General features: G+C 72.1%; 18 protein-coding genes and 2 pseudogenes. 8 read left to right on the plus strand and 12 right to left on the minus strand.

Annotated elements, in window-relative coordinates; genetic code table 11:
* Nucleotides 1-332: 332 nt before the first annotated feature.
* Nucleotides 333-3,386, plus strand: a complete 3,054-nt coding sequence (locus tag ACFZDE_RS38215) for an aminotransferase class III-fold pyridoxal phosphate-dependent enzyme (RefSeq protein WP_391214076.1) — start codon at nt 333-335, stop codon at nt 3,384-3,386.
* A 156-nt stretch (nt 3,387-3,542) separates the two neighbouring features.
* Nucleotides 3,543-4,415, plus strand: a complete 873-nt coding sequence (locus ACFZDE_RS38220) for a MerR family transcriptional regulator (protein ID WP_391214086.1) — start codon at nt 3,543-3,545, stop codon at nt 4,413-4,415.
* On the opposite strand, the gene ACFZDE_RS38225 is transcribed toward ACFZDE_RS38220, so the two are convergent.
* Nucleotides 4,404-4,694, minus strand: coding sequence for a hypothetical protein (locus tag ACFZDE_RS38225; RefSeq protein WP_391214089.1), 291 nt, complete (start codon nt 4,692-4,694; stop codon nt 4,404-4,406). The two genes, ACFZDE_RS38220 and ACFZDE_RS38225, sit on opposite strands and share 12 nt — an antisense overlap.
* An 87-nt stretch (nt 4,695-4,781) precedes the next feature.
* On the opposite strand from ACFZDE_RS38225, the gene ACFZDE_RS38230 reads away from it, so the two are divergent.
* Nucleotides 4,782-6,203, plus strand: coding sequence for a cytochrome P450 (locus ACFZDE_RS38230; protein ID WP_391214230.1), 1,422 nt, complete (start codon nt 4,782-4,784; stop codon nt 6,201-6,203).
* Nucleotides 6,204-6,387: 184 nt separating this feature from the next.
* Here ACFZDE_RS38230 and ACFZDE_RS38235 read toward each other — a convergent pair whose 3' ends face one another.
* Entirely contained in the window at nt 6,388-7,083 is a 696-nt protein-coding gene (locus tag ACFZDE_RS38235) for an ANTAR domain-containing protein (RefSeq protein ID WP_391214095.1), read from the minus strand.
* Between the two features lie 155 nt (nt 7,084-7,238).
* On the opposite strand from ACFZDE_RS38235, the gene ACFZDE_RS38240 reads away from it, so the two are divergent.
* From ACFZDE_RS38240 to ACFZDE_RS38250, 3 genes are all read left to right on the plus strand, one after another.
* Nucleotides 7,239-8,081 (plus strand): endonuclease/exonuclease/phosphatase family protein, encoded by an 843-nt coding sequence (locus ACFZDE_RS38240; RefSeq protein ID WP_390999611.1) that lies wholly within the window; start codon nt 7,239-7,241, stop codon nt 8,079-8,081.
* A 217-nt stretch (nt 8,082-8,298) separates the two neighbouring features.
* Nucleotides 8,299-10,017, plus strand: a complete 1,719-nt coding sequence (locus tag ACFZDE_RS38245) for a SpoIIE family protein phosphatase (RefSeq protein ID WP_391214114.1) — start codon at nt 8,299-8,301, stop codon at nt 10,015-10,017.
* A 220-nt stretch (nt 10,018-10,237) separates the two neighbouring features.
* Nucleotides 10,238-11,428 (plus strand): Rieske 2Fe-2S domain-containing protein, encoded by a 1,191-nt coding sequence (locus tag ACFZDE_RS38250; RefSeq protein WP_390999605.1) that lies wholly within the window; start codon nt 10,238-10,240, stop codon nt 11,426-11,428.
* Here ACFZDE_RS38250 and ACFZDE_RS38255 read toward each other — a convergent pair.
* From ACFZDE_RS38255 to proP, 3 genes and pseudogenes are all read right to left on the minus strand, one after another.
* Nucleotides 11,425-11,713: pseudogene (locus ACFZDE_RS38255) on the minus strand (hypothetical protein). The gene ACFZDE_RS38250 and the pseudogene ACFZDE_RS38255 overlap by 4 nt on opposite strands.
* Nucleotides 11,714-11,719: 6 nt before the next feature.
* On the minus strand, nt 11,720-12,133 hold the full coding sequence (locus ACFZDE_RS38260; protein ID WP_391214132.1) for an SRPBCC family protein: 414 nt from the start codon (nt 12,131-12,133) through the stop codon (nt 11,720-11,722).
* 124 nt (nt 12,134-12,257) lie between these two features.
* A complete protein-coding gene (proP, locus tag ACFZDE_RS38265) occupies nt 12,258-13,754 on the minus strand; it encodes a glycine betaine/L-proline transporter ProP (protein ID WP_391214142.1) in 1,497 nt (498 codons plus the stop codon).
* 233 nt (nt 13,755-13,987) lie between these two features.
* Between proP and ACFZDE_RS38270 the strand changes: the two genes are divergently transcribed.
* Entirely contained in the window at nt 13,988-15,502 is a 1,515-nt protein-coding gene (locus ACFZDE_RS38270; protein ID WP_391214152.1) for an MFS transporter, read from the plus strand.
* 70 nt (nt 15,503-15,572) lie between these two features.
* On the opposite strand, the gene ACFZDE_RS38275 is transcribed toward ACFZDE_RS38270, so the two are convergent.
* The 3 genes from ACFZDE_RS38275 to ACFZDE_RS38285 form a co-directional block, all read right to left on the minus strand.
* Nucleotides 15,573-16,298 (minus strand): hypothetical protein, encoded by a 726-nt coding sequence (locus ACFZDE_RS38275; protein WP_391214157.1) that lies wholly within the window; start codon nt 16,296-16,298, stop codon nt 15,573-15,575.
* A 77-nt stretch (nt 16,299-16,375) separates the two neighbouring features.
* On the minus strand, nt 16,376-18,037 hold the full coding sequence (locus ACFZDE_RS38280; protein WP_391214164.1) for an amidohydrolase family protein: 1,662 nt from the start codon (nt 18,035-18,037) through the stop codon (nt 16,376-16,378).
* Nucleotides 18,038-18,057: 20 nt separating this feature from the next.
* On the minus strand, nt 18,058-19,554 hold the full coding sequence (locus ACFZDE_RS38285; RefSeq protein ID WP_391214177.1) for an amino acid permease: 1,497 nt from the start codon (nt 19,552-19,554) through the stop codon (nt 18,058-18,060).
* Nucleotides 19,555-19,748: 194 nt separating this feature from the next.
* Between ACFZDE_RS38285 and ACFZDE_RS38290 the strand changes: the two genes are divergently transcribed.
* Complete coding sequence (locus ACFZDE_RS38290) at nt 19,749-20,438, plus strand: TetR family transcriptional regulator (protein WP_390999583.1); 690 nt, start codon at nt 19,749-19,751, stop codon at nt 20,436-20,438.
* A gap of 18 nt (nt 20,439-20,456) precedes the next feature.
* Here ACFZDE_RS38290 and ACFZDE_RS38295 read toward each other — a convergent pair whose 3' ends face one another.
* The 4 genes and pseudogenes from ACFZDE_RS38295 to ACFZDE_RS38310 all read right to left on the minus strand — a co-directional run.
* Nucleotides 20,457-22,271, minus strand: a complete 1,815-nt coding sequence (locus ACFZDE_RS38295) for an ATP-binding cassette domain-containing protein (RefSeq protein ID WP_391214198.1) — start codon at nt 22,269-22,271, stop codon at nt 20,457-20,459.
* A 446-nt stretch (nt 22,272-22,717) separates the two neighbouring features.
* Nucleotides 22,718-23,050 (minus strand): anti-sigma factor antagonist, encoded by a 333-nt coding sequence (locus tag ACFZDE_RS38300; RefSeq protein ID WP_391214209.1) that lies wholly within the window; start codon nt 23,048-23,050, stop codon nt 22,718-22,720.
* The gene (locus ACFZDE_RS38305; RefSeq protein WP_391214216.1) at nt 23,047-24,369 is read right to left on the minus strand and encodes a SpoIIE family protein phosphatase; all 1,323 of its coding nucleotides are present in this window, start codon (nt 24,367-24,369) and stop codon (nt 23,047-23,049) included. The genes ACFZDE_RS38300 and ACFZDE_RS38305 overlap by 4 nt, the downstream gene beginning before the upstream one ends.
* Nucleotides 24,369-24,977: pseudogene (locus ACFZDE_RS38310) on the minus strand (alpha/beta fold hydrolase); the annotation flags it as partial. The gene ACFZDE_RS38305 and the pseudogene ACFZDE_RS38310, both read right to left, overlap by 1 nt.
* Nucleotides 24,978-25,121 lie beyond the last annotated feature (144 nt).

Below are 25,121 nucleotides of genomic sequence, written 5' to 3' on the forward strand. Positions count from 1 at the left end.
AATACGGGGTCGAGGTCGCGGCCTCGCGTCCCTTGTTGCCGGATTCACCGCGGTGTTTCATCTGACGCATCACCTCGGGTCAGTGTCAGCGGTTCGCCAGGGAGAACGGGATCGAGATCACCGAGGACACCCCTGGAGAGTACGCCGAGCTCAAGGCGAGGGGCGAGGACCGCGAGGACACCGTTGGAACCGGCCGAGGCGCTGCGCGGCGTGCCGGCCGCCCATGTCACCTGGGACGCCATGACCGCCGCCGCCTGAGCTGATGCCCCGTCTCGATGAGCGCCCGGCCTGTGACGGACGGGCGACCTGACGACGAGAAAGAGAACGCACCGATGACCTCAGCGACCACCACCGGCCAGACCTCAGCGACCACCACCGGCCAGAACGGAACGACCGTCCCCGGGCACCCCGGCCCACTGCCGTCCTCGCTCCTCGACCATGTGCTGCGGCAGTCCTTCGGACTGGAGGGATATGTCCAGCACCCACTGGGAGGGGAGGTCGACCAGAACGTCCGGATCACCGGCGACGACGGCCTGCGCTACTTCGTACGGGTCACCCGCGCGGATCCTGACTCGGCCGACGTCCTCTGGCAGAACGCGCTCTTCCAGCATCTGGCCGCCACTGTTCCCGGCCTTCCGGTGCCACGGCTGGTCCCGACACGCGAGGGGGAGTTCCTCGCCACCGTCGTCCACGACGGCCGAACGCACGTGGTCCGCGTGATGAGCTGGCTCGATGGCCGGGTCCTGGCGGAACTCGACGACCACCCCCCGGCGCTTCTGCGTCAGCTGGGAGAGGCCGCCGGGCGGCTGAGCCTCGGACTCTCCAGCATGGAGCCACCGGTGGGCCTGGAACCGCACGACTGGGACATGCGCCGAGCCGCCGAGATCGTCGAGGCGTCGCTGCACGCCGTACAGGACGCCGAGCGGGTCGAGTCGGTGCGCACGATCATGGGCTGGTACGACGAGCTCCTGCCGGCATTGGACCGACTGCCGCGCAGCGTCGTACACCAGGATCTCAATGACGCCAACGTCCTGGCCGACGCCGACGAGGACGGGGTGCCGCGGATCTCGGGCATCGTCGACCTGGGCGACTCGCTCTACGGCGTGCGCGTGGCCGAGGTGGCGATCGCGGCGGGCTACGCCATGGTCCGCAAGGCCGACCCGCTCGCCGCGGCGGCCGAGGTCGTGGCCGGCTTCCACTCGGTGCTCCCCCTCACGGCCGAGGAACTGGCGGCGGTCCATCCCTTGGCGGCCGCCCGGTTGTGTATGAACGCCGTGACGTGGACGCGCCGGGTCGCCGAGAGCGACACGCCGTACGGGCGGGCCCGCATGCGACACACCTGGCCGGCGATCGCGCGGGTGGCCGAGGTCTGCCCCGACGTCGCCGAGGCGACGTTCCGGGTCGCGTGCGGGCTTCCGCCGACAAGGGAACAGCGGGGTCTGGAAGAAGTCCTGGGGGAGGGGACGGCCCTGGCCGGTGCCCCGCACGCACCGGCCCCGCGGCTGGTCGACCTGCGACCCGCAAGCGACCTCTACGACGAAGTCGACTGGCACGACGCGAGGGCGGTGCGCGCGCGCATCGACGACGTCCTCGACGGACGACGGCGACGAGGCTACGTGCCCCACCTCAGCGCGTCGCTGCTCCTGGGGGACCGGCGCCGCCCGGGAGCCGACGAGCCCGCGACGGTCCAGGTCGGCGGCTCGCTGATCGTGGCCGACGCCGAGGAGGTTCGCAGCCCGCTGTCTGGCGTCGTCGAAGCCCGCGGTGGCGCCGGGACGCCGTTGGTGCTGCGACACGCGGTCGAGGGGCTGGAGTTCTGGACGTGCTGGTGGGGACTCGACGACACGCCGCCCGTCGCGGCGACGGTCCCGGCCGGGGCGCTGTTGGGACGCGCCCGCGCGAGCGGGGAAACGGATCCGCTCGGGCCCTGCGTCCAGGTACAGGTCCACCGCACCGCGCGGATGGCCACATGGCCGCCGCCCCGTGTCGTGCCGCCCTCCGCACGGCAGGTGTGGAGCCACCTGTCACCCGACCCCGCCCGGCTCCTCGGGTTCACCGAAGCCCCCGCCGCGGTGCCCACCATCGACGACGTCGTCTCCGTGCGCCGTCGCCACATCGCTCGCTCCCAGCGCAACTACTACCGCACCCCGATGAACCTCGTGCGCGGGCGGGACGTGTGGTTCCACGACGAGGACGGCCTGGCCTATCTGGACTCGCTGAACAACGTCACCCACGTCGGCCATGCCGAGCCACGGGTGACGGCCGCCGCCACCCGGCAGCTGCGCAAGCTCAACACCAACAGCCGTTTCGTCTACCCGCAGATCGCCAGTTACGTGCAGAAGCTGGTGGCCACGCTGCCCGACCCGCTCGAGGTCGTCTTCCTCGTGTGCAGCGGCAGCGAGGCGAACGACCTGGCGCTGCGGATCGCCCGCCAGGTGACGGGTCGTCAGCACATCGTCAACATCGACGGCGCGTACCACGGAAACACCGGTGTGGTGACCGGGATCAGCCCGAATCGCTACAAGGGCCCCGGCGGCGCCGGGGCGCCCGCGACCACCCACGAGGTAGTCATCCCGGACCGCTACCGCAGTACTTACGGGTACGACGACGCGAACGCCGGAGTCAAGTACGCGCGCGACGCCGCGGCCGTCATCGAGCGGATCACGGCCGACGGCCGGCCCCCCGCCGCCTTCATCGCCGAGTCCCTGATGGGATCGGGTGGGAACATCGTGTTCCCCGACGGCTACCTCGACGGCGTGTTCGCCGCTGCCAGGCGGGCGGGTGCCCTGTGCATCTCCGACGAGGTCCAAGTCGGCGTCGGACGGCTGGGGCCCTGGTGGGGCTTCGAGCTCCAGGGGGTGGTCCCGGACATCGTCACGATGGGCAAGCCGCTGGGGAACGGGCATCCGCTCGCGGCGGTGGTCACGACTCGGGAGATCGCCGACGCGTTCGACACGGGCATGAAGTACTTCAACACCTTCGGCGGCAACCCGGTCTCCTGCGCGATCGGCGAGGCCGTGCTCGACATCGTCGAGCAGGACGGGTTGAGGGAGAACGCCGTGAGCGTGGGCGGGTACTTCGCCCAGTCGCTGCGCGAACTCCAGCGACGCCAACCGCTCATCGGTGACGTACGGGCGGAAGGGCTCTACCTCGGCGTCGAACTGGTCCGCAACCGCACCACCAAGACGCCGGCCACCGAGCAGGCCTTCATGGTCACCGAGCTCATGAAGGAGCGCGGCGTCATCGTCTTCCCCAACGGTGTGCACGACAACGTACTGAAGATCAAGCCGCCCATGACCTTCCGCCGCGAACACGTGGACCTCTACGTCGACGCGCTGGACGAGGTCCTGTCCCTGCCCGAGCTGCGCTCGGCCGTTCAGTCCTGAGCCGGGCAGGGCGCCCTGCCTCGTCGTACGCGATCCCAGCGCCGGCCGCCGCTGGGATCCAAGAGGGCGGAATCCGTCCAGTGGCCGTTGCACCTTCCGTAGCGGCATGTGGTCCTGTGGACCCGCGCCCCGATGTCTTGAGGAAGGTCCCCGCTCATGCATTCGTCCTTCGTGCCGCCCCGTCAGGTCAGGATCGGTGACGCGGCGGCCTTCGTCGGCAGCACGCCGCGGGCGATTCGCCATTACCACGAGATCGGGCTGCTCCCCGAGCCTGAGCGGGGCGGCGATGACCGCCGGCGTTACGGGTACGAGGACATGATCCGCTTGCTGTGGATCCGCAGGATGGCCGACGCCGGGATCGCCCTGGACGACATCCGTGACGCCTTCACCACCGGCCCGGCTTCCGACGGTGCGGACAGCCAAGACGCCATCGCGGGCCTCCTGGAGCGGTTGGCGGAAAGCCTCGCCGAGCGGGAGGCGGAAGTGCGGCGGCAGCGGGCCGCCGTGCAGCGGATGCGTGCCGAAGGCAGCCGGACGGGTCTGCTCTCCGACTTCGTGACCGACCGCCTCAAGAGCCTGCCCGAGGGCTCGCTGCGCCAGGCGGACCTGGACAGTCTGCTGGTCACCGAGCGGATCTTCGGCCCGCTCGGCGCGGCCGTCCAGGCCACCCGCTTCGTCGCCCTGGCCACGCATCCCGCTCTGCGCGCGGAGTCCGACCGCCTCGATGACGCCGAGGAGGCACTCGATGACAGTGTCGCCGTCGACGATCCACGCGTGGCTCAAGTGGCCGCCGAGCGGCACGCCTTCGAAAGCGCCCTGCACGCCGTCATCGAGCAGTCCGGCCTGGACGAGGACGACGATGCCCTCTTCGACGCCTGGGACACGCGGGAAGCCGACTCCATGAGCGCGTTCGCGGCCGTCGGCAAGATGCCCTACGACTTCTCCCCGGCCCGCCTGCGCTGTATGGAACTGGCGGAAGAACTCTCCGCCCAGGACTCGCCCGCTCCCTCGGTCCGATCAGGCACTTGAGGCGGTCGATGCACCAACGGCAGCCGTCCACCAGGCGATCACTCGGGCTGCCATCGCTTCCGGCTGGGCGGCCAGAGGGTCCAGGCCGAAGTGATCCTCCAGTTCGTGCCGCAGGAAGGCACCGATCTCCGTCCGGTCGGCGCGCCCACGGAGCCGCTGGAGCAAAGGGGCGAGCAAGCAGTCGTACTCGTCCCGCACATCGTCGGCTACACCGATCGGGTCCCACTCATTGAGCAGGTGCCGCAGGTCGTTCTCGATGGCAGGGGTTTCAGGTCGCATCGCTCAAGAGTGCCACCGGGAACGACCCCCGGCATTCGCCCCCACCGCGTGACCGGCACCACGCCGGCAGCGGGCATGGCGCCGGTCATGCGGTGGGCAGTGATCCGGAGTCAACCTCGTGGAAGGACCGTCGTGACCGCTGAGTCTCCCCCCATACCCAGGGCCGCGGGTTCCCTGCCGTTCCTGGGTCACATGATTCCGCTCATCCGCGACAACCTCGGATTCATCGCCTCCCTTCGCCGGGACTACGGGCCCCTCGTCGAGATCACCTTGCAGCCCGGCACCCGAACCGTCATCGTCCAGGACCCGGACCTCATCCAGGTCATGCTCAAGGACCTCGGGCCCCACCTCGACAAGGGCCGGTTCTTCGAGAAGATGGGACAGCTCCTCGGCGACTCCGTGGTCACCGCCGCAGGGCGGGTGCACCGCGACAAACGCCATCAACTGCAGCCCGCCTTCGCCCGCGACGAGATCGCCCGCTACGTCGACAAGATGCGCGACGAGGTCACCGCCGCCGTCGACAGCTGGACGCCAGGCCAGGCCTTCGACGTACGGGAGGCCATGGTCAAACTCTCCCTCGACATGCTCGCGAAGACCGTCCTGTCCGACAGTCTCGACGACAGCGCCTTCCGCCGCGTGCGCGAGGATCTGTCGGTCGTCATGGCCGGCGTCGGCGCCCGCGTCATGATGCCCGACTGGGTCGAGAGCCTGCCCCTGCCCGCCAACCGCCGCTTCAACAGGGCCCGGGACGCCGTACGCGCCACCATCGAGGACGCCGTCGACACGTTGCAGGCTGAGCGCCGCGCCTCCGGTGACAACGGCGCCGACGACATGCTGTCCATGCTCCTGCGGGCGAACATGACCAGGCACCAGATCTGCTCCGAGATCCTCACCCTGGCCGTGGCCGGTACCGAGACCACCGCCTCCGTACTCTCCTGGACCCTCTACGAGCTCACCCGGCACCCCGGCATCGAGGCCCGCGTCCTCGCCGAGCTCGACCATGTCCTTGCCGACCGCCCCGTGACCTTCGAAGACGTCGTCAGGGCCAAGGGCGAGGCCCGCCTGCCGTATCTGCATCGTGTCCTCGACGAAGTGCTGAGACTTCACCACACCGGTCTTCTGGTGACACGACGCACCCTCACCGAGACCCGACTGGGCCGGTGGACGCTGCCCGCCGGCACCGAACTGGCGTACTGCCAGCACGCCCTGCACCGCGATCCCGCCCTCTTCCCCGACCCGCTGTCGTTCAAGCCCGACCGCTGGCTGGACACGGAGCAGCCGCCGCCGTCCGGTGCCTACCTGCCGTTCGGCCACGGCAAGCACAAGTGCATCGGTGACTTCTACGCACGCGCCGAGCTGATCACGGCCGTGGCCACGATCCTGCGGCGCAGGCGCTTCGACCTGGCCCCGGGCCGGACGGTCCGGCCGGTGGGCGGGGCGACGGTGCGGCCGGGAAAGATGGTGATGACCGTCCAGGCGCGCGAGACCCCCGCACCCGCACGCACCTGACCGTCGAGCCGGAAGGGGAAATGGGCCTGCTGAGTCAGGCGCACGACCGCCTGTGCGGTGCACGTGCAAGGGGCATCTCCGGGTCGCATCGAGGGCTGCTCAGGGGACCCGGGGGCTGGTGAAACCGGCTGCATCGCCCCGATCGACGCCGACGACCCCGCGCGATCCACGCGCGCCCCCGCGCTCACGCCGGATCGTCGGCCCGCCTGTCCCGGACCCGCTGGGCGACATCCCGCAACTTGACGTTGTGGTGCTGGGAGATCTTCCGCAGCACGCCGAAGGCCTCCTCGTCGCTCATCCCGTGGCGTTCCATGAGGATGCCCATGGCCTCGCCGATGGCGTGCCGGGTCTTCAGGGCGTGTTCGAGCTGGTCGATGGTGCGGGCGTCGGCGAGGGCGACCGCGGCGTGCGAGGCGAGGAGCCAGCCGGCGGTCGCGATGTCCTCGGTGAAGGTGCCCGGGCGGCGGGCGTACAGATTGAGCGCGCCGAAGTCCTCGTCGTGGGTGTAGAGCAGGACCCCGGTCATGCTGCCGATGCCCAGTTCGCGCGCGGCCTCGGCGTAGCGGGGCCAGTCCGGCTGGGGCCGGGTCATGTCGGCGATCCGGAACACGCGGTCCCCCTCGGCGCGCCGGGCGAGGTCGAAGCACGGCCCCTCGCCCAGCTCGCCCTGCCAACGGTCGGACTCCTCGACCATGTCGCCGTGCGAGGCCAGCGTCACGGCGCGGCCCTTGCGCACCGCGAGGATCCCGGCGGCGTCACAGCCGTCCACCAGCTTCACGGCCGACACCGCGATCTCGTCCAGCGTCTGCTGCAGCGACTCCTGCTTCAGCAGGTTCCGCGCGAGCAGGGCCATCTCCTCGGCGAACCTCTGCCAGTCCATGCCTCACCGCCCGCGTCGATCACCTGTACGACCACTCTACGCACAGCCTCGTACCCCCACGAGATCACACAGGGCGTATGTCGCCGACGGCCCTGTCCCATAACCTCGTTCATGGAGGCCCCAGGGGCCACAGGGTTCACCATGAGGAGGCGAGGGTGCTCGGTAGGAGCACGGGGGTGCGGTTGTTCGCGGGTGCCGTACTGGCGCTCTGCGTGGCGCTGATCGGGCCCAGTGCGCCGACCGGTGCCCTCTTCGCCGGGGCCCAGACCGCGGAATCCGCCCGGGACGTCGTACCGAACCGGGTCATGACGTGGAACATCTGCAACCCCTGCGAGGTGAGCGACGTCGACCGGGCCGCGGAGATCGCCGCCGCCGCGCCCCAGGTCATCGGCTTGCAGGAGGCATGCGTACGCGACGTCGAGAGGATCCGGGAGTACCTGAAGAACCTCCACGGGCTCGTCTACCACGTCGAGTACGGGTCGGTGCTGCGCAAATGGGGCCGCTGCGGGGGAGCCCCGTGGAATCCGGGGGCCTTCGGCCAGGCGATCCTCTCCGCGACCCCGATGACGGACCCCGTCAACGTGGAGTATCCCGACGGCGGCTCCGAGGACCGCGGGTACATGGCCGTCACCACCACCGTGGGCGACGAGTCCGTCCGGGTCTTCAACACGCATCTCGCCCAACGGCGTCAGGAGACGGTCCGGGCCGGCCAGACGCGCGTCCTCGCCGCGGAGGTCGCCCGGCACGACCGGGCGATCCTGCTCGGCGACTTCAACGCCGTGCCGGACTCTCCCGAGCTGACCGGGATCTGGGCACTGGCCACGGACGCGGACCCGCAGTGCCGCCCGTCGCCCGTCGGCACCTGTCAGCCCACCACCGACTGGCAGAGCAAATTCGACTACGTGTTCCTGCGCGGCTTCGTCCCCCTCAGGCACCGCGTGCACCCGACGCCGTACTCGGACCACCACCCGCTGCACACCGACGTCGACCCGGTCTGAGCCCCAGCGCCCCCGCACGCGCCGGGACACCGACCACTCTCGCCCGGCCCGACCCGTCCGGATCCACGGCACCGCAGGTCAGCCGTCCGTACGGCCCGCGGACCAGGTCGCGCGTCGCCGGGCGACGTGGAATTTTCTGTCGTATGGGCATACGGGGAGGCAGGCACCAGGGCATGCCGGCGGCAGGGACGCCGGCCCGATCAGCAGGGAGGCCGCGATGACGGGGCCGGAGCACACGGAGACCGTTCACGGGCCGTCCGTGCCGACAGCGTCCGTCGTGCTGGCCGGCACCCTGGAGGCCATCGGCTCCGCCGCCTACGTCGTGGACGAGCAGGGCTGCATCATCGCCGCGAACACCCGCGCCGAGCAGCTCCTCGGCCGGTCCTCCGACGAGCTGACCGGGCATGACGCGCACGACCTGCTGCACCGCGGCCCGCAGGGGCAGCCCCTGCCGCGAACCCAGTGCGCCATGCGGCAGGCCTTCCACGCCGGGCGCACCGCCCAGGCCGACGAGGACTACTTCGCCCGCGCCGACGGCACCGTCCTGCGCATCTCCTGGCTGATCACCCCGTACGACGTGGGCGGCCGCCACGCCGGCACGCTCGTCGTCTTCCACACCCCCGACCACGACCGGGTCCCCGACCCGCTGCCGGAGCCGGCGGCCCAGCCGCTCTCGGAGCTGCACCGGCTGGCGCTGCTCGCCGAGACCACCGCGCAGCTGACCTCCACCCTCGATGTCGACGAGGCGCTGCGCAGGCTGGTCGCGCTGGTCCTGCCCCGCCTCGCGGACTGGGCGGTCGTCGACCTGATCACCGAGCGCGACGAGGTGTGGCGGACCGTCGTGGTCCACGCCGACGGCGAGACGTTCACGCACCGCGAGGACCTCCAGGGGCCGATGCCGCCGGTCCCCGAGGAGTCCCCGATGCCGCTCTCCAGGGCGCTGCGCGGCGTCGCCTCCAATCTGGCCGGACCGCAGACCTACCAAGGGCCGCCGGACTCCGGCATCGCGGTCGAGCAGCGCCGCCTCTTCGACGCCACGGGCATGCACTCCGCTGCCATCGCGCCCATCCGCAGCACCCGCGCGGTCCTCGGCGCGCTCACCCTGGGCCGCGACGAGAACCCGGCGCCCTTCACCCCCGTGGACCTTCCCCTGATCGAGGACATCGCACGCCGGGCGGGACTCGCCCTCGACAACGCCCGCCTCTACCAGCGCCAGCGCAAGGTCGCCGAGACCATGCAGAACCACCTGCTGCCGCAGATGCCGGGTGTCGCGGGACTGCAGATGACGGTCCGATACCTGCCCGCACCGGACGCCTCACAGGTCGGCGGCGACTGGTACGACGCCTTCCCCCTGTCCGACGCGTCCACCGCCCTGGCCATCGGGGACGTCGTCGGCCACGACCTGGAGGCGGCGGCCGGCATGGCGCAGGTCCGCAACATGCTCCGCGCCTACGCCTGGTCCCAGCACGAACCGCCCAGCCGGATCATCGAACGGCTCGACGAGGCGATCCAGCACATCACCGACGTCACCATGGCCACGACGATCTTCGCCCGGGTCGAACCGGGCGACGACGGCCACTGGCAACTGTCCTGGACCAACGCCGGTCACCCCCCGCCGCTGCTGATCAGCCGGGACGGTCTGGCCGAGTACCTCACCGACGGCCACGGCATCCTGCTGGGCACCCAGACCGGCACCCGGCGCCCGGACGCCACCGCGAAGCTCCCGCCCGGTTCCACCCTGGTGCTGTACACCGACGGGCTCATCGAGGCGCCCCGCCGCACCCTCGACGAGGGGCTGAATCAACTGCGCCAGCACGCCGCCGCCCTCGCCCACCGGCCGCTGGCCTCCTTCACCGACCAGCTCCTGCGCCGCGTCCGGCCCGCCGGGAACGACGACGACGTCGCCGTCCTGGCCCTACGCGTCCCCGGCACCTGACGGGCCGCCGGTTTCACCCTGGAGGGGACACCGCGCCGCCGCGCGCCCGACAGCGCGAACCGGGCCCGCCGTCCGGGGTGTCACCCGTTCGTACGCGCCGGCCAGGGCGTGAGCGGCGGGGCACGGCCAGCATGGACGGTGCCGGGGCGCCCGCACCGGCAGCCCGGTGCTGTCCGGCGCGGCGCGCGGCTGTCGCTGCCCGTACGCGTGAGGGAGAGGTATGACCGAGACCGACGAGGCCGGGGCCATCTCTGCCGGGGCCGCGTGGCCCTCGGAGCACCGCGACCCGAGTACCGGCATGGTCGACCTCCGGCGCGTCGGGGCGAACCCCGACTTCTGGTACCCGGTCGCCCTGTCGAAGAACGTGCGCAGGAGACGGGCGTTCGCGACGGCCTTCGCCGGTGAGCGCATCGCCCTCTACCGCGGGGAGAGCGGCACGGTGTACGCGCTGGAGGACCGGTGCGCCCACCGTCAGGTGCCGCTGAGCATGGGCGTCGTGGAGGGCGAGGCCCTGCGCTGCTGCTACCACGCCTGGGCCTACCGGGGCGACGGGCGCATCTCGCAGATCCCGTACCTCTCCAAGGGCGACGGCCGGCCGCCGCGCGGCGTGCGCGGCTACCCCGTCCGCGAGGCGTACGGCCTGGTGTTCGTGTTCCCGGGCGACCCGGACAGGGCGGCCACCACCGCGCTGCCGGACCTGCCGGCGTTCGGATCGCCGCGGTACAAGACGATGACGTACTCCCGTACCGTGCGCTGTCACTACTCGTTCATGCACGAGAACCTCCTCGACATGAACCACCAGTTCCTCCACCGGGGCGTGGTCGGCAGACTCCACCCCGAACTGCTCGACTTCCGGACCGACGAGCGGTCGGTGGAGGCCAGGTACCTGTTCAGCCACGCCGGGGGCAAACGCAACCGCGGTGCGAGTCTGCTGGCCGCCGAGGGTATCGGCGGCAACGACTCCCGGGACGTCATGACGATCCGCACCACGTACCCGTACCAGACCCTCGACCTGGTGCCGGAGAACGCCGAGCGGCCGGCCTTCCGGCTCTGGGTCGCCTACGTGCCCGAGGACGCCGAGCAGCGCCGATGCCACACCTTCGGCCTGCTCATGATCGAGAAGCCCCGGGTCCCCGGCGCCCTGCACCTGGCCTGGCCGCTCATCCGGCGCTTCACCGAGCGCGTCTTCGCCGAGGACCGGATGGCCGTCGAGGCCGAGCAACGGGCGTGGGACGAGCAGGGCGAGGACCGCAACCGTGAGGTGTTCTCCCTGATCCTGGACGTCCGCGAGGTCCTGCGCACCAACGGCGTCCCCCTCCGCCCCCGGGGCGCGTGCGGCGCCGCCTCGCTGTGCGACGGACAGGATCGCGGGCCGTCACCCGCGGCGGGCGCCGGCGGCTGCACCCGCTAGGCCGCTCCAGATCGCTTCGGGCCGCGGCGTCCCGGCACCGAGGCGCAGCGCGGGCACACGCGCCGCACCCGGTCCGCGGCGCCGCCGGACTCCGGGAAGGTGTCCGGCCGGCCCCACGTGCGGGAGGCGGACCAGCCAGGAGCGGCTGAGGGACAGACCGCAGACCGTCTCGTTGCGGCCAGGCTCCCAGGCGTGCACCTCACCGGAGGGCAGCCGGCGCCGGCCCTCCTCCTCGTCGGTCCACTGCCCGGACGCCGCGAGGGCGTACCGCTTCGCGCGGGTCACGGCGGCTCAGCCCGCCGGGTGGTCGACGTGCAGCCGCACCTGTTCCTCCAGCCGCCGCAGGCTGGTGTCCAGGGCATCGGCGACCGCACGCTCGCCCGGGTCGTGACCGGTGTCGAAGAAGGACAGGTGCACCGTCACCTCGCTGGCGCCGCCGTCGAGACCGGCGACCTGGAGCCAGCCCGCGTAGCCGCCCTGGTCACGGGTGCCCCACTCGAGCCGCATCTGCTCGCGCCGGGCGCGCAGCACGGCGGAGGTGTCCTCGTCGGTGCGGTCCTCGTGCACGGTGACGGCGGGCAGTTCCTCCGCCTCCACGTGCAGGGCCTCCGGCAGCCAGCTGTCCAGCCGGCCGACGTTCGCGGCCTGGTCGAAGACCTGCTCGGGCTGTGCGGGCATCGTGCGGGAACGTTCGTACTCGGTCATCGCCTTACCGGCCTCGCCTCGACAGTCGTAGCGCGCACCGCGTTCCCGGCCTGAGCGGACCCAACCGTGCGCTGCCCCGCCCGCGACGGCGGACGGGGCAGCGCACGGGGCAACTCATGGGGGTTCAGAACTTGGGCTGGGGGGACTGCGCCTGGACGAGTTCCTCCGCCTCCGCCTCCGTCTCCACCGACGGCGGGGAGCCGGCCAGCGGCTGGTTGGCGGTCTCCCGCATGCACAGCACCGCGACGACCCCGATGACCGCGGCGCCCGTGGCGTAGTACGCCGGCATGAGGGTCGAGTCGAACGCGCCGATCAGAGCGGTGATCACCAGCGGGGTCGTGCCGCCGAAGATCGAGGTGGCCAGGTTGTAGGCCACCGAGAGCGACCCGTAGCGCACATGGGTGGGGAATATCGCCGGGAGCGCCGCCGACATCGTGCCGAGCATCGGCAGCAGGGACAGCCCCATCAGCAGCAGGCCCAGGGCGATAAGGACGATGTTGCCCTGCCGGATGAGCAGGAACGACGGCAGGGAGAGGAACAGGAAGCCGAGCATCCCCGCCATCAGCAGCGGCTTGCGCCCGAAGCGGTCCGAGAGCCGCCCGACCTGGTTGATGAGGAGCATCTGCAACACCATCACCACGACCAGGATCAGCAGGCCGTGGTTGGTGCCGTAGCCCAGCTCGTCGGACAGGTACGTCGGCATGTACGACAGCAGCATGTAGTCGGTGATGTTGTACGCCGCGACCAGCGCGAGGCACAGCAGCAGCGGCCGCCAGTACCGGGTGAAGATCTTGCCGAGGTCGGCGGCGGCCGAGGTCTCCACGGCGTCGGCGGCCTCGGTCGCCTTCACCTGACCGCCCTCCAGCTTCTGGAAGGCGGGCGTCTCGTCCAGCTTGAGCCGCAGGTAGAGCCCGATCAGGCCGAGCGGGGCCGCGACCAGGAACGGCACGCGCCAGCCCCACGACAGCATCTGGTCGTCGCTGAGGAGCATCTGCAGCACCACGACCAGGCCGGAGGCGCCGACGTAACCGGCGAGCGTGCCGAGCTCCAGGAAGCTGCCGAAGAAGCCGCGCCGCTTGTCCGGCGCGTACTCGGCGATGAACGTCGAGGCACCCCCGTACTCCCCGCCGGTCGAGAAGCCCTGCACCAGCCGGAAGAAGATCAGCAGGGCCGGGGCCCACAGGCCGATCACGGCGTGCGAGGGGACCAGGCCGATGGCGAAGGTGCCCACCGCCATCATGATCATGGTGAGGGAGAGGATGCGCTTGCGGCCGACCTTGTCCCCGAGCGGCCCGAAGACCATGCCGCCGAGCGGACGCACCAGGAAGGCCACCGCGAACGTCGCGAACGAGCCGAGCAACTGGGCGGTGTCGCTGCCCGAGGGGAAGAACACCTTCCCGATCGTCGACGCCAGGTAGCTGTAGATGCCGAAGTCGTACCACTCCATGGCGTTGCCGAGGGCGGCGGCCTTGGTGGCCCGCTTGACCGACGCCTCGTCGGTCACGGTGATGTCGCTGCGGCGCAGCTTCGGGTGACGCCGTTTCTCGATCGCCCGGAACAGCACGCGGTGTCGTCTCACAGCCGCGGGATCCACCGACTCGTCGTTGTCGGGCGCCGCCATCACGTGTTTCCTTTCGCCGGTCGCATTCCCAAGCAGAACGCCTGCACAGATCTCGCGCGCTCAAACGAACTCCTTCGCGCGGCATCCGGACGACCACGGAGCGTGATGCGGAGGTGCTCGGTGCGAGAGGCGGACCGGCGTACCGTCCGGGAGGATCTCCGGGACGGGGGTGTGCCCGTGCCCCGGCGGGGGAACCTGACTCGCCGGGCGGGTGCCCGGTGAGAGGAGCCCAAGTGACAGCGTCGGCGGCGGGCGGCCGGAACCAGGGCGAGCCGCGGGACGGGTACGAGCCGGACCCGAAGCGGTGGCGGGCCCTGTGGGTCACGCTGGTCGCCGGTTTCATGAGCCTGCTGGACGTGTCGATCGTGGCCGTCGCCCTGCCCACCGTCCAGCGGCAGCTGGACGCCTCCGCGGCCGAGGTGCAGTGGGTGGTGTCCGGCTACGCCCTCTCCTTCGGCCTCGCCCTCGTCACCGCCGGACGCCTCGGCGACGCCTTGGACCGGCGCCGCATCTTCCTGCTCGCCCTCAGCGGCTTCGTGCTCTTCAGCGCGGCCTGCGGAGCGGCCCCGACCATCACGCTGCTGGTGGTGGCCCGGATCGCCCAGGGCCTGGCGGCCGGCTTCATGGCCCCGCAGAACTCCGCGCTCATCCAGCAGATGTTCCGCGGCGGCGAACGCGGCCGGGCCTTCGGGTTCTTCGGCGCCACCGTCGGCATCTCCTCCGCGGTCGGCCCCCTCACCGGTGGCCTGATCCTCGCCCTGGCCGACGGCGCCCAGGGCTGGCGCTGGATCTTCTACGTCAACGTCCCCATCGGCATCCTCGCGGTCCTCCTCGGCCGCCGTCTGCTGCCCCGCACCGCGCGCTCCGGGCGGGAACACGTGGACCTGCCCGGTGTCCTGCTCCTCGGCCTCGGTGTGCTCGCGCTCATGTACCCGCTGGTCCAGGCGGAGACCGGCGGCCTCACCCGGCTGTGGTGGATGTTCCTCGCGGGCGCCGCGCTGCTCCTCGTCTTCATCCGCCGCCAGCGCAGGCTGCTGGACCGAGGCGCCCAGCCGCTGCTCGATCCACGCCTGTTCACCACCGTGCGCGGCTACGCGGTCGGCGCCGGCGTCGGCACGCTGTACTTCATCGGCTTCAGCGGGGTCTGGCTGGTCTTCGCCCTCTTCTACCAGCACGGCCTGGGCTTCTCGCCGCTGGAGTCGGGCCTGGCCGTGACCCCCTTCGCCCTCGGCTCGGCCGTCGCGGCCGCCGTGTCCGGGCGGCTCGTGGACCGGCTCGGCCGCCTGCTCACCGTGGGCGGGCTCACCGGCGTGATCCTCGGCCTGGGCGGCGCCGCGCTGCTGCTGCGCTTCGCGCCCCTGGACATCGCGCCCTGGATCGCCGCCCCGGTCCTGTTCCTCGGCGGGGTCGGCGGCGGGTGCGTGATCTCCCCGAACATCACCATGACGCTGCGCGACGTGCCCGTGCACATGGCGGGAGCGGCGGGCGGCGCCCTGCAGACCGGCCAGCGGCTCGGCGCCGCCGTGGGCACCGCCGCCCTGCCCGGCCTCTACTACCTGGTGCTGGGCAACCGGAGTGACGACTACCGCGGCGCGCTCTTCCTCGCCATGACCGCCGGGCTCCTCGGCATGGCCGCGTCCCTGGCCCTCGCGGCGTACGACTGGCGCCGCGACCGGCGCACGCGCGAGCCACACCGGGAGTGCCCGGACGATGTGGCCCACAACCCGGTCCACGCCAAGCAGCCCTGAGCGGCAGCGCGACTGGCAGGGCGACGCCGTGCTCCGGGTGCCCGGACGACGCCCCGCACCCGAGGGGCGCTCACGCCGCCCGCGGCTCAGGGGCAGGGGCGTCGTCGTCCAACTGGCCGCGCAGGGCGCCGAGGGCGAAGGCCGTCATGGACGCCAGGATCAGCACCGCCAGCGATCCCCAGATCGCCGGGACGGCCCACAGCGGCCAGTCGTTGGCCGCCTGCGCCCAGAGCGTCAGGATCGCCGTCCCGCCCAGGCCGACGCCGTGCCACCGCACCATCTTCGCCGCGGTCACACGACGCCGGTCGCCCCGTGCGAAGAGCGGCCAGACCCCGCCCACGAGAGCCGCAAGGCCGAACGAGATACCGGCCAGCGCACCGCCCAGACGGTCCTCCGGCCATCCCACCGGCCCGTCGGACGTCTGCTGCCGGCGCCCCTGAGCGTCCCGCACCTCGACGACCTGCCCGTGCCAGATCACGCCGGTCACCTTCTCGCCCGGCGTCATCTCGGACATCACCGGCTCGGTCCGCCGGAACGTCACGTCCCACGGCTTGCCCGACGGCAGCACCAGCTCCGCCTCCGGCGACTCGCCCCGCTTGCCCCGGTTCATCGCGGCGCTCCGTACGGTGAACTCCTGCTCCCACACGCACCCCGACGCCTCCACGGGAACCGCGTCACAGGCCGGGGCGCCGCGGTACTCCCGCTCCCGCTCCAGCGCCCCGCCGACCTCGCGGGCCGCCGCCGCACCGACGCCGAGCGTCACGACGGCGAGCAGTATCCACACCACGGACCGCATGATCCCGTCCCCCGACGACCCCACCGTGCCTCATCCCCCTCCGTGTCATCCGGACTCCCGGAGCATTGGAACACGGCTCACACGGCGCTGTGGACCCGCCGCCCCTCGACGAAGGTCTCCACGACCCGGGTCGCGGCGATCTCCTCGGGCGGCCCCGCGAACGGGTCGCGGTCGAGGACGACCAGGTCGGCCGCCTTGCCGACGGTGATGCTGCCGGTGATCCCGTCGAGATGGTTCACATGGGCGCTGCCCGCCGTGTACGCGGCGATCGCGGTGCCCAGGTCGAGGCGCTGCTGCGGGAAGAACGCCGGGGTGCCGTCCGAGGCGTCGGGGGAGACGCGGTTGACGGCGACGTGGATGGCCTGGAGCGGGTCGGGGCTGCTGACGGGCCAGTCGCTGCCGGCCGCGAGGGTCGCCCCTGCGCGCAGCAGGTCGCCGAACGGGTACTGCCGGGCGCCGCGTTCCGCGCCCAGGAAGGGCAGGGTCAGCTCGTCCATCTGCGGTTCGTGCGCGGCCCACAGCATCTGAAGGTTGGCGCTCGCGCCCAGTTCCCGGAACCGCGGCAGGTCGGCGGGGTGGACCACCTGGAGGTGCGCCAGGTGGTGCCGTGTGTCGCGGTTGCCGTTGGCGGCCCGGGCGGACTCCACCGCGTCCAGCGCCTCACGCACCGCCCGGTCGCCGAGCGCGTGGAAGTGCACCTGGAAGCCGTGGGCGTCCAGTTCGGTGACGTACTTCCGCAGCTCGCCCGGCTCCACGAAGCTGATACCGCTGTTGTCCGAGGTGCAGCCGCAGCCGCTCAGATAGGGGGACAGCATGGCCGCGGTGTGGTTCTCGGCGATGCCGTCCTGCATGATCTTCACCGCCCCCGCCCGGAACCGACCCCGGCTCAACTCCTCCCTCCTGGCGAGGAGTTCGCCGACCTGCTCGGCGCCGCGCTCCCGGTCCCACCACAGCGCGCCCACGACCCGCGCGGTGAGCAGCCCCCGGTCCAGCGCCGTCAGATACGCCGGAGCCGGGTCGGTCAGATTGGCGTACGTGCCGACGATGGCGTCCTGCCAGGCCGTGACGCCGTGTGCGTGCAGCACGGCCTGGGCACGCAGCAGACCGGCGAGCTGCTCCTCCGGCGTGGGGTCGGGCACCAGCCGGCCCACCAGGTGGACCGCGCCCTCCTGGAGCATCCCGGTGGGGTTGCCCTGGGCGTCGCGCTCGATCCGGCCGTCGGCGGGGTCGGGGGTCCGCGCGTCGATGCCCGCACGCTCCAGCGCGGCGCTGTTGACCCAGGCGCCGTGGTGGTCGCGGTTGGGCAGGAAGACGGGGCGGTCCGGGACGATCGCGTCGAGGGCGGCGGCCGTGGGGGAGCCGCCGGGGAACGCCTCCAGGGACCAGCCGCCTCCGGTGATCCACTCGACGTCCGGGTGCTCGTCGGCGTACGCCGCGATCCTGCGCGAATACGCGTCCGCGTCGACGGTGTCGGCCAGGTGGCACTGGCCGAGTTCGAGGCCCGCGCCCATCGGATGGACGTGGGCGTCCTGGAAGCCCGGCAGCAGCAGTTTCCCGGTGAGGTCGACGACCTCGGTGCGCGGCCCGATCAGCTCGCGCACCTCGTCGTGCCCGACGGCGGCGATCCGCCCGCCGCGCACGGCCACCGAGGTGGCGCGGCTGCGGGCCGGATCGACGGTGTGCACGGGGCCGCCGGTGAGGACGAGGTCGGCGGGTCCCGGGGCAGGGGGGTGTGACATGGGGGTGGACTCCATGAGGGTCAGACCGCGGTGCGGTCCATCGGCAGGGTCAGGGCCTCGGCATCGGTGCCGCGCCCGGTCGTGAAGTAGGGCGAGCGCCGCACGTACTTGGCCACGGCGGCCATGGCGAGGCCGGCGAGCACGATCACGGCGGGCAGCGAGAACATGAACCAGCCGTTGTCCGGGCTGAGTTCGAAGTGATCGCTCATGGTGAGGTACGAGTATCCGAGGTAGCCGCCCAGGCCCATCAGCACCAGCCCGGACAGGGCCGGCACCACGACGGCCGGCAGCGCCTCGCGCACCCCCTCGTGCCACGCGGCTCGGAACCGCACGGCGCAGGCCAGCGCGGTGAGGCCGTAGTAGAGCGCCACGATCAGGCCGATGGCGTTGACCGCGGCCAGCAGCATGTCGCTCAGCTTGGGAATCGCGAAGGCGAGCACGGCGATCACGGCGGCCACGGACATCACGACGGCCGTTCCCGCGGCCGGTGTGCCCCAGCGCGGGTGGACCCGGGTCCACAGCGGCCCCATGGTGCGGTCGCGGCCCATGGCCAGCAGGCCGCGAGCGGTGGGGATCAGGGTGGCCTGCACGGAGGCGACGGCGGAGAACATCAGGGCGATCAGGGGCAGGGTGGCCCAGGGTTCGGCGGCCAGCTTCTCCCCGAGGTAGGGCAGGGCCTGCGGGCCGTTGCGGACGAGTTCGGCCAGGCTCATCTCCCGCTGGAAGGCGACCGAGGCGAACAGGAAAAGGCCGAGCATCGCGAACAGGGCGATGAGTCCGCCGCGGGCCGAGTCACCCGGGTCCTTCGTCTCCTCGGTGACGCTGAACGCCGCGTCCCAGCCCCAGAAGAAGAACACCGCGAGGACCATGCCCTGGGCGAAGGCGGTGCCGCTGGAGATGGCGAACGGGTTGAACCAGGACAGCGACACGGCGTGGTCGCCGGTGAGCAGGGCCCAGCCGCAGAAGCCGAGCAGCACCGCGTACTCGAAGACCAGCAGGGCGAACTGGAACCGGGTCGCGCCGCGGACACCGGTCACGGCCAGGACGGTGAGGGCCAGCAGGATCACCAGCCCGACCGCGGTGCAGACGCCGGTGGACGTCGGATCGAGAGCGACACCCGCCAGGCCGCGCAGACCGGCCTTGTTGGCGAAGGACAGCACGACCGAGCCCATGATGGCGCTGGTGTAGGCGCAGAAGATGACCGAGCCGACCAGGGTCACCCAGCCGGTGAGGAAGCCCGGCCAGGGGCCCAGCGATCTGCCGACCCAGGTGTAGCCGTTGCCGCAGTTGGGTTCGGAGCGGTTGAGCCGGGTGTAGGCGAGGGCGATGCCCAGCACCGGCAGGAACGCCAGCAGCAACAGCGCCGGGGCCTGGAGGCCCACGATGGTCGCGATCGTGCCCATGCCGATGGCGATGCTGGTGGTGGCCGCGGTGCTGGACGCGGCGATGGCGACACCGTCGACGACGCCGAGGGAACGGCGCAGCGCGGGACGGGGCGGGGGAGGTGCGGACGACATGAACTGGCTCCTCGGGGGACGGGGTGGGAAGAGCCGCGCGGGACTGTGATGGAACCGCCGCTGGACACATTGGGTCAACCCTGTTGACGTAAGGCGCTCATGGGCCGTTCACTGCCTTACGCGACAGGGCGCCGCCCGGTGGGAGGCCGCCGGCGCGTGCGCGGACCTCGTGCGCGAGGAGAGGAGCCCCGGTCATGACCACCCGTGTCCCGCAGGAACGCCGGCGCCGCAGGCCGACCCGTTCGGGAGTCCTGCTGTCGGAGGAGCTGATCGTCCAGACCGCGCTGCGGCTCATCGGCGAGCACGGGCCCGAGGCGCTGAGCGTGCGGCGGCTCGGCGCGGCCCTGGGGTGCGATCCGACCGCGCTGTACCGCTACTTCCACGGCACCGACGACCTGGTGCTCGCCATCGCCGACCGGATCATCGGCGACGCCATGGCCGGCTTCACCCCCGGGGACGACTGGGTGGCCTCGCTGCGCGAGATGGCCCTCAGGGTCCGCGCGGGATACCTCGCCCATCCCCGGGCGGCCGCCCTGGCGGCCCACCGCGTCACCCGCCGCCCCAACGAGATCCGTGCCGTCGAGACGGGTATCGGCCTGCTGCTCTCCGCGGGCTTCCCGCCGGCCGACGCCGCGCGGCTCTACCTGGCGTTCATCGACACCGTGCTCAGCCACGCCGCCACGGAGGCGGCGTTCCACGCGCTCCCCCCGCAGCAGCGCGAGGCCGACCACCGCTCATGGCGGGGTGTCTACCAGGACCTCGATCCGGCGGCGTACCCGTCCCTGACCGCGGTGCGGCGGGAGCTGCCCGCGATGGCGGACAGCTCCTTCGAACCGGCGGTGGACCTGCTGCTGGAGGCCCTGGCCGCCCGGGCACGGAGGTGACCCCCCCGGCGGCGCCTCCTACAGGACCTCGGCCCGCCCCGGGGTGTCGTCCAGGAAGCCGCCCGACTGGTGCTGCCAGAGCTTGGCGTACGCGCCCCCGCTCGCGAGCAGTTCCTGGTGGGTGCCCTGCTCGATGATCCGCCCGCGGTCGAGGACCACGAGCTGGTCCATGCCGGCGACCGTGCTCAGCCGGTGCGCCACCACCAGTGCCGTCCGCCCGTCCATGAGCCGCCACAGCGCCTCCTGGACCAGCAGTTCGCTCTCGGAGTCCAGGGCGCTGGTGGCCTCGTCGAGCAGCAGGATCGGCGCGTCCCGCAGGATCGCCCGGGCGAGGGCGACCCGCTGGCGCTGACCGCCGGACAGCTTGACGCCGCGCTCGCCCACCATGGTGTCGAAGCCGTCCGGCAACGCCGTGGCGAACTCGGTGACATGGGCCGCCTCGGCCGCCCGGCGGATCTCGGCGTCGGTGGCGCCCGGCCGGGCGAAGGCGATGTTGTCCCGCAGGGTGCGGTGGAACATCGCCGGGTCCTGCGGCACGTACGCGATCCGCCCGCGCAGCTCCGACTGGCGCACCCGGCTGATGTCCTGGCCGCCGACCAGGATGCGGCCGCCGTCGATGTCGGTCATCCGCAGCAGCAGCCGGGTCAGGGAGGTCTTGCCGCCGCCGGACCGGCCCACCAGACCGATCTTCGCCCCGCTCGGCACGGCCAGGTCGAGCCCCTCGAAAAGCGGCCGGCCGCCCCGGTGGGCGAAGGTCACCTTCTCGAAGCGGATGTCTGCGGCCCGGGACCGCAGCGGCTCCGGCGCGGGAGGGTCGAGCACGGTCGGCGGCACCAGGAGCAGTTCGGTGAACTGCGCGGCCTCCGTCATCGAGCTCTCCAGCCGGCGGTAGATCTGGTTGAACTCGAACATGATCCGGGTCGCGTTGTTGTAGTAGGCGAAGGCGACCACGATCGCCTCCACCCCGTGCGCCCCGCCGCCCAGCGTCACCGCGAGCAGCAGCCCCATCGCGCTGGTGAGGACGGACATCGGCGCGACCAGCGTGTCGATGCGCAGGTTGCCGTAGTCCCACGACCGCATGGTGAGCCGGCGCGACGTCGCCACCCGGGACCGGTGCTCGGCGGCCTCACGCTCCTCCGCGGCGAACGCCCGGACCGTGTCCATGTTCATCAGGCTGTCGGCGACATGGCCCGACACCCGGGCGATCGCCTCCTCACGCTGGTCGACGAGTGCCTGGCGCCGCCGGATGAGCGGCACGACCAGCACCGCGGTCAGCGCGATCATCACCAGGAGACCGACGACGAGCAGCGGCTCGTAGCGCCACAGCACCACCGCGCCGAACGTCAGCGGCACGAAGCTCCCCACGATCTGGAACGTCAGCGTGTCGACGAACTGCTCGAAGCGCGAGGCGAAGCTGAGGACCCGCTTGGTCAGCGAACCGGCGAAGGTGTCATGGAAGAACGCGGCGTCCTTGGCGAACAGTTCGTCCATGCCGATCACGTACAGGTGCTCGATGCCCAGGGCGTCGAGACGGTTGAGGCAGTGCAGGGCGACGCGCCACAGTGCCTCCGCGATCAGCAGGACACCCGCGAAGGCGACCACGTACGGCAGCATCGCGCCGACCGTGACGTCCTTGTTCCCCGCGATGTCGCCGACGAGCTTGGCGACGATCAGTGGCGCGACGTAGTTGATGCCGATGTTGCCCAGAGCGGAGAGCAGCATCGCGGGCGCCGTCCAGCGGCGCAGCCGGGACAACTCCCGTCCGTAGTAGCGAAGTGCGAGAAGCACCGAGCGCCTGCCCGGTAAAACCCTGTGTGTTTCCGGCGTTTCCATCCCACCCCTGTGTCGTCCTGTGGCCACCCGCCCCGCGCGCGTGCGGGCAGGGGCCGTCGCCGCAACGGATGTGTGAGGTTTCGGGTCGAGTCCGGAAGTGTCCCGCGAAGCCGGCCGTGGCGTCCAAGCGTTTTCCGGCCGGGGGGTGGTGTGCGGGGAGCGCCCTGGGGTGCGGCGGGCGGATTCGGGGTGGGACGGTGGCGCGCGCCGGTGAGCGGCGTGCGGGCACCCCCGCCGGTGCGTTCGGGCGAGGCCGGAGAGGTCCTGTGCGGGCCGCCTGCTCGCTCTGCGCGCCGTGCTCGCGCAGCGACCCGGTCAGCAGGCCCTCCCATTCCTCGAAGACGTCGGCGGCCGCGGCCGGGGCGTCCGTGCCCACGCCCCTGATGCCCTCGCGCTCGGAGGAGCACCTCAAGCGGGTCTTCGTCCGGGCCGGGGCCCGGGGCGGGTCATGACGCGGCGCCGACGTCCGGCCGCAGTGTGAAGACCCGGTCCAGGCCGACGAGCGTGAGGACGCGGAGCAGGTTCGCCGGTACGGCGGCCAGGACCACGTCGGCCTCGGCGGCCAGGGCGTGCTGGCGGGCGGCGAGCAGGGCGGTGATGCCCGAGGAGTCGCAGAACGCGAGGCCGGACAGCTCCAGGACCAGACGCTGCCCCGGGGCCAGCGCAAGCCGGTCGAGCCGGTCGCGGAGCTCGGGCGCCTGGTCGTAGTCGAGGTCGCCGGCCACATGCAGAACGGGGCCGGTCGCGGTGTCGCGCTGGGTGACGGTGAGGTGGTTCACGGGGCGTCACCCGCCGCGGGGCGCGGGGGAGCGGAGGCGGCGGGCACGCCGAGCGCCAGCAGGGCGGTGTCGTCGTCGAGACCGTCCCCGAAGCTCTCCAGCAGTGTGGTCAGGGCGGTGATCACCGCGTGCGGCGCTGCGGGGGCGTGGCCGGTGGCGAAGGCGTGCAGGGCGTCCTCGCCGTACAGGTCGTCGCGGCCGGGGCCGGTGCGGGCCTCGGTGAGGCCGTCGGTGTACAGCACGAGCGTGTCCCCGGGCGCGAGGACGGTCTCGGCGGTGCCGATCGGTGCGCCGGGGACGATGCCGATGAGCAGCCCGCCGGGGGTGGGCAGGAACTCGGCGCGGCCGTCGGAGCGCAGGACGAGCGCCGGAGGGTGACCGCCGGAGGCGAGGCGCACGGTGGTCGGCCCGTGCTCACCGCCCGGTTCGACGATCCCGAAGATGCAGGTGCAGTACCGGGGGTTGCCGTCGCCGGTGTACCGCTCGTGCAGGACGGCGTTCAGGGTGCTCAGCGCCGAGGCCGGATCCGGGTCGTGGTGGGCCGCGGCGCGCAGGGTGTAGCGGGTCAGCGAGGTGAGGGAGGCTGCCTCGGGTCCCTTGCCGCACACGTCGCCGAGGAAGAACGCCCACCGGTCGCCGGCCACGGGGAACAGGTCGTAGAAGTCGCCGCCGAGCTGGTCCGGCGAGGCCGTGTGGTAGTGGACGGCCGTCTCCAGGCCCGGCACGTCGGGCAGCGAGTCCGGCACCAGGGAGCGCTGCAGGACGGCGAGCGCGTCGGCCAGCCTGGCCCGGTCGGCCTCGGCCTGCCGCCGGGCCTCGTCCGCCTCGGCGCGGGCCCGCTCGGCCTCCTGCCGCCGGTGCAGGAGTTCCTTCTCGTAGGCGCGGCGGTCCGAGGCGTCGAAGACCGTGATGCGGATCAGCAGGGGCTGGCCCTCGGTGCCGTGCTTGATCACGGCGGAGACCAGCACCGGCAGCGGGCCGCCGCTGCGGCGCCGCATGTCCAGGGCGATGCCCCGCAGCTCGCCCTGCATGCGCAGCAGCGGGGCGAAGTGTGTCTCGTGGTACAGCTTCCCGCCGACGGTGAGCAGGTCCGTGAAGCGCTTGCGGCCCGCCACCGCCTCACGGTCCAGCCCGAGCCAGTTCAGCAGCGTGTTGTTGATCTTGGCGATGGTGCCGTCCATCATCGTGGACAGGTAGCCGCAGGGCGCGGACTCGTACAGGTCGTCCGCGCTGTCCTCCAGCAGCGCGGAGAAGATCGCGTCCGTGCTCGCCTCGTCCCCCGTCCCGGCGGGGTCCGGCACGCCACCCGTCCGGCACATCACCGCAGTGACTCCAGGAAGCCGAGGATCGCTTCCGCGGTGGCGCGCGGCGCGCTGAGCTGCGGGCAGTGGCCGGTGGCGTCGAGCGTGACCAGCCGGGAGGCGGGGATCGCCGCGTGCACATAGGCGCCGACCTCGCGCGGTGCGATGGCGTCCTGCTCGCACTCCAGCACGAGCGTCGGCACCGACACGGCCTTGAGGTCCTCGCGGCTGTCGGTGAGGAAGGTCGTGCGGGCGAAGACGCGGGCGATGTCGGGGTCGGTGGCGCAGAAGCTGTTGGTCAGCTCCTGGCCCAGCTCAGGCCGCTCCGGGTTGCCCATGATCACCGGGGCCATCGCGGACGACCAGCCCAGATAGTTCGCCTCCAGGGAGGCGAGCAGCTCGTCGATGTCCTCCGTGCTGAAGCCGCCGCGATAGCCCTCGTCGTCGATGTAGCAGGGCGAGGGCGTCACCATCACGTGCGCCCCGATCCGCTCCGGCGCGGCCTGCGCCGCCAGCACCCCGACCATGGCGCTGACAGAATGCCCCACGAACACGGCCTGCCGAAGGTCCAGCTCCTCGCAGACGTCCACGACGTCGGCGGCGTAGCCGTGGGGCGCGGCGGACCGCGCCCCCCGCCCCCCCCCGCCAACCCCACCCCCCGCCCCCCCCCATGCCACCGCAAACCCCAAGCCGTCAAACCCGCCCCCACTCAACGCACCCCCATACAGCCCCCCACCAACGCCACCCCCAAGGAGAATCTTCCGGTCGTA

The organism is Streptomyces sp. NPDC007929 (genome assembly GCF_042959065.1).
GTDB lineage: Bacteria > Actinomycetota > Actinomycetes > Streptomycetales > Streptomycetaceae > Streptomyces.

Bases quoted from the DNA above. Each gene is read 5' to 3' on its own strand.
- ACFZDE_RS38275 (WP_391214157.1), bottom strand. From the start codon at position 16,298: ATGCGGTCCGTGGTGTGGATACTGCTCGCCGTCGTGACGCTCGGCGTC.
- proP (WP_391214142.1), bottom strand. From the start codon at position 13,754: ATGGCGGCGCCCGACAACGACGAGTCGGTGGATCCCGCGGCTGTGAGA.
- ACFZDE_RS38260 (WP_391214132.1), bottom strand. From the start codon at position 12,133: ATGACCGAGTACGAACGTTCCCGCACGATGCCCGCACAGCCCGAGCAG.
- ACFZDE_RS38235 (WP_391214095.1), bottom strand. From the start codon at position 7,083: ATGGACTGGCAGAGGTTCGCCGAGGAGATGGCCCTGCTCGCGCGGAAC.
- ACFZDE_RS38290 (WP_390999583.1), top strand. From the start codon at position 19,749: ATGACCACCCGTGTCCCGCAGGAACGCCGGCGCCGCAGGCCGACCCGT.
- ACFZDE_RS38250 (WP_390999605.1), top strand. From the start codon at position 10,238: ATGACCGAGACCGACGAGGCCGGGGCCATCTCTGCCGGGGCCGCGTGG.
- ACFZDE_RS38280 (WP_391214164.1), bottom strand. From the start codon at position 18,037: ATGTCACACCCCCCTGCCCCGGGACCCGCCGACCTCGTCCTCACCGGC.
- ACFZDE_RS38215 (WP_391214076.1), top strand. From the start codon at position 333: ATGACCTCAGCGACCACCACCGGCCAGACCTCAGCGACCACCACCGGC.
- ACFZDE_RS38285 (WP_391214177.1), bottom strand. From the start codon at position 19,554: ATGTCGTCCGCACCTCCCCCGCCCCGTCCCGCGCTGCGCCGTTCCCTC.
- ACFZDE_RS38225 (WP_391214089.1), bottom strand. From the start codon at position 4,694: ATGCGACCTGAAACCCCTGCCATCGAGAACGACCTGCGGCACCTGCTC.
- ACFZDE_RS38305 (WP_391214216.1), bottom strand. From the start codon at position 24,369: ATGTGCCGGACGGGTGGCGTGCCGGACCCCGCCGGGACGGGGGACGAG.
- ACFZDE_RS38245 (WP_391214114.1), top strand. From the start codon at position 8,299: ATGACGGGGCCGGAGCACACGGAGACCGTTCACGGGCCGTCCGTGCCG.
- ACFZDE_RS38220 (WP_391214086.1), top strand. From the start codon at position 3,543: ATGCATTCGTCCTTCGTGCCGCCCCGTCAGGTCAGGATCGGTGACGCG.
- ACFZDE_RS38295 (WP_391214198.1), bottom strand. From the start codon at position 22,271: ATGGAAACGCCGGAAACACACAGGGTTTTACCGGGCAGGCGCTCGGTG.
- ACFZDE_RS38230 (WP_391214230.1), top strand. From the start codon at position 4,782: ATGCGGTGGGCAGTGATCCGGAGTCAACCTCGTGGAAGGACCGTCGTG.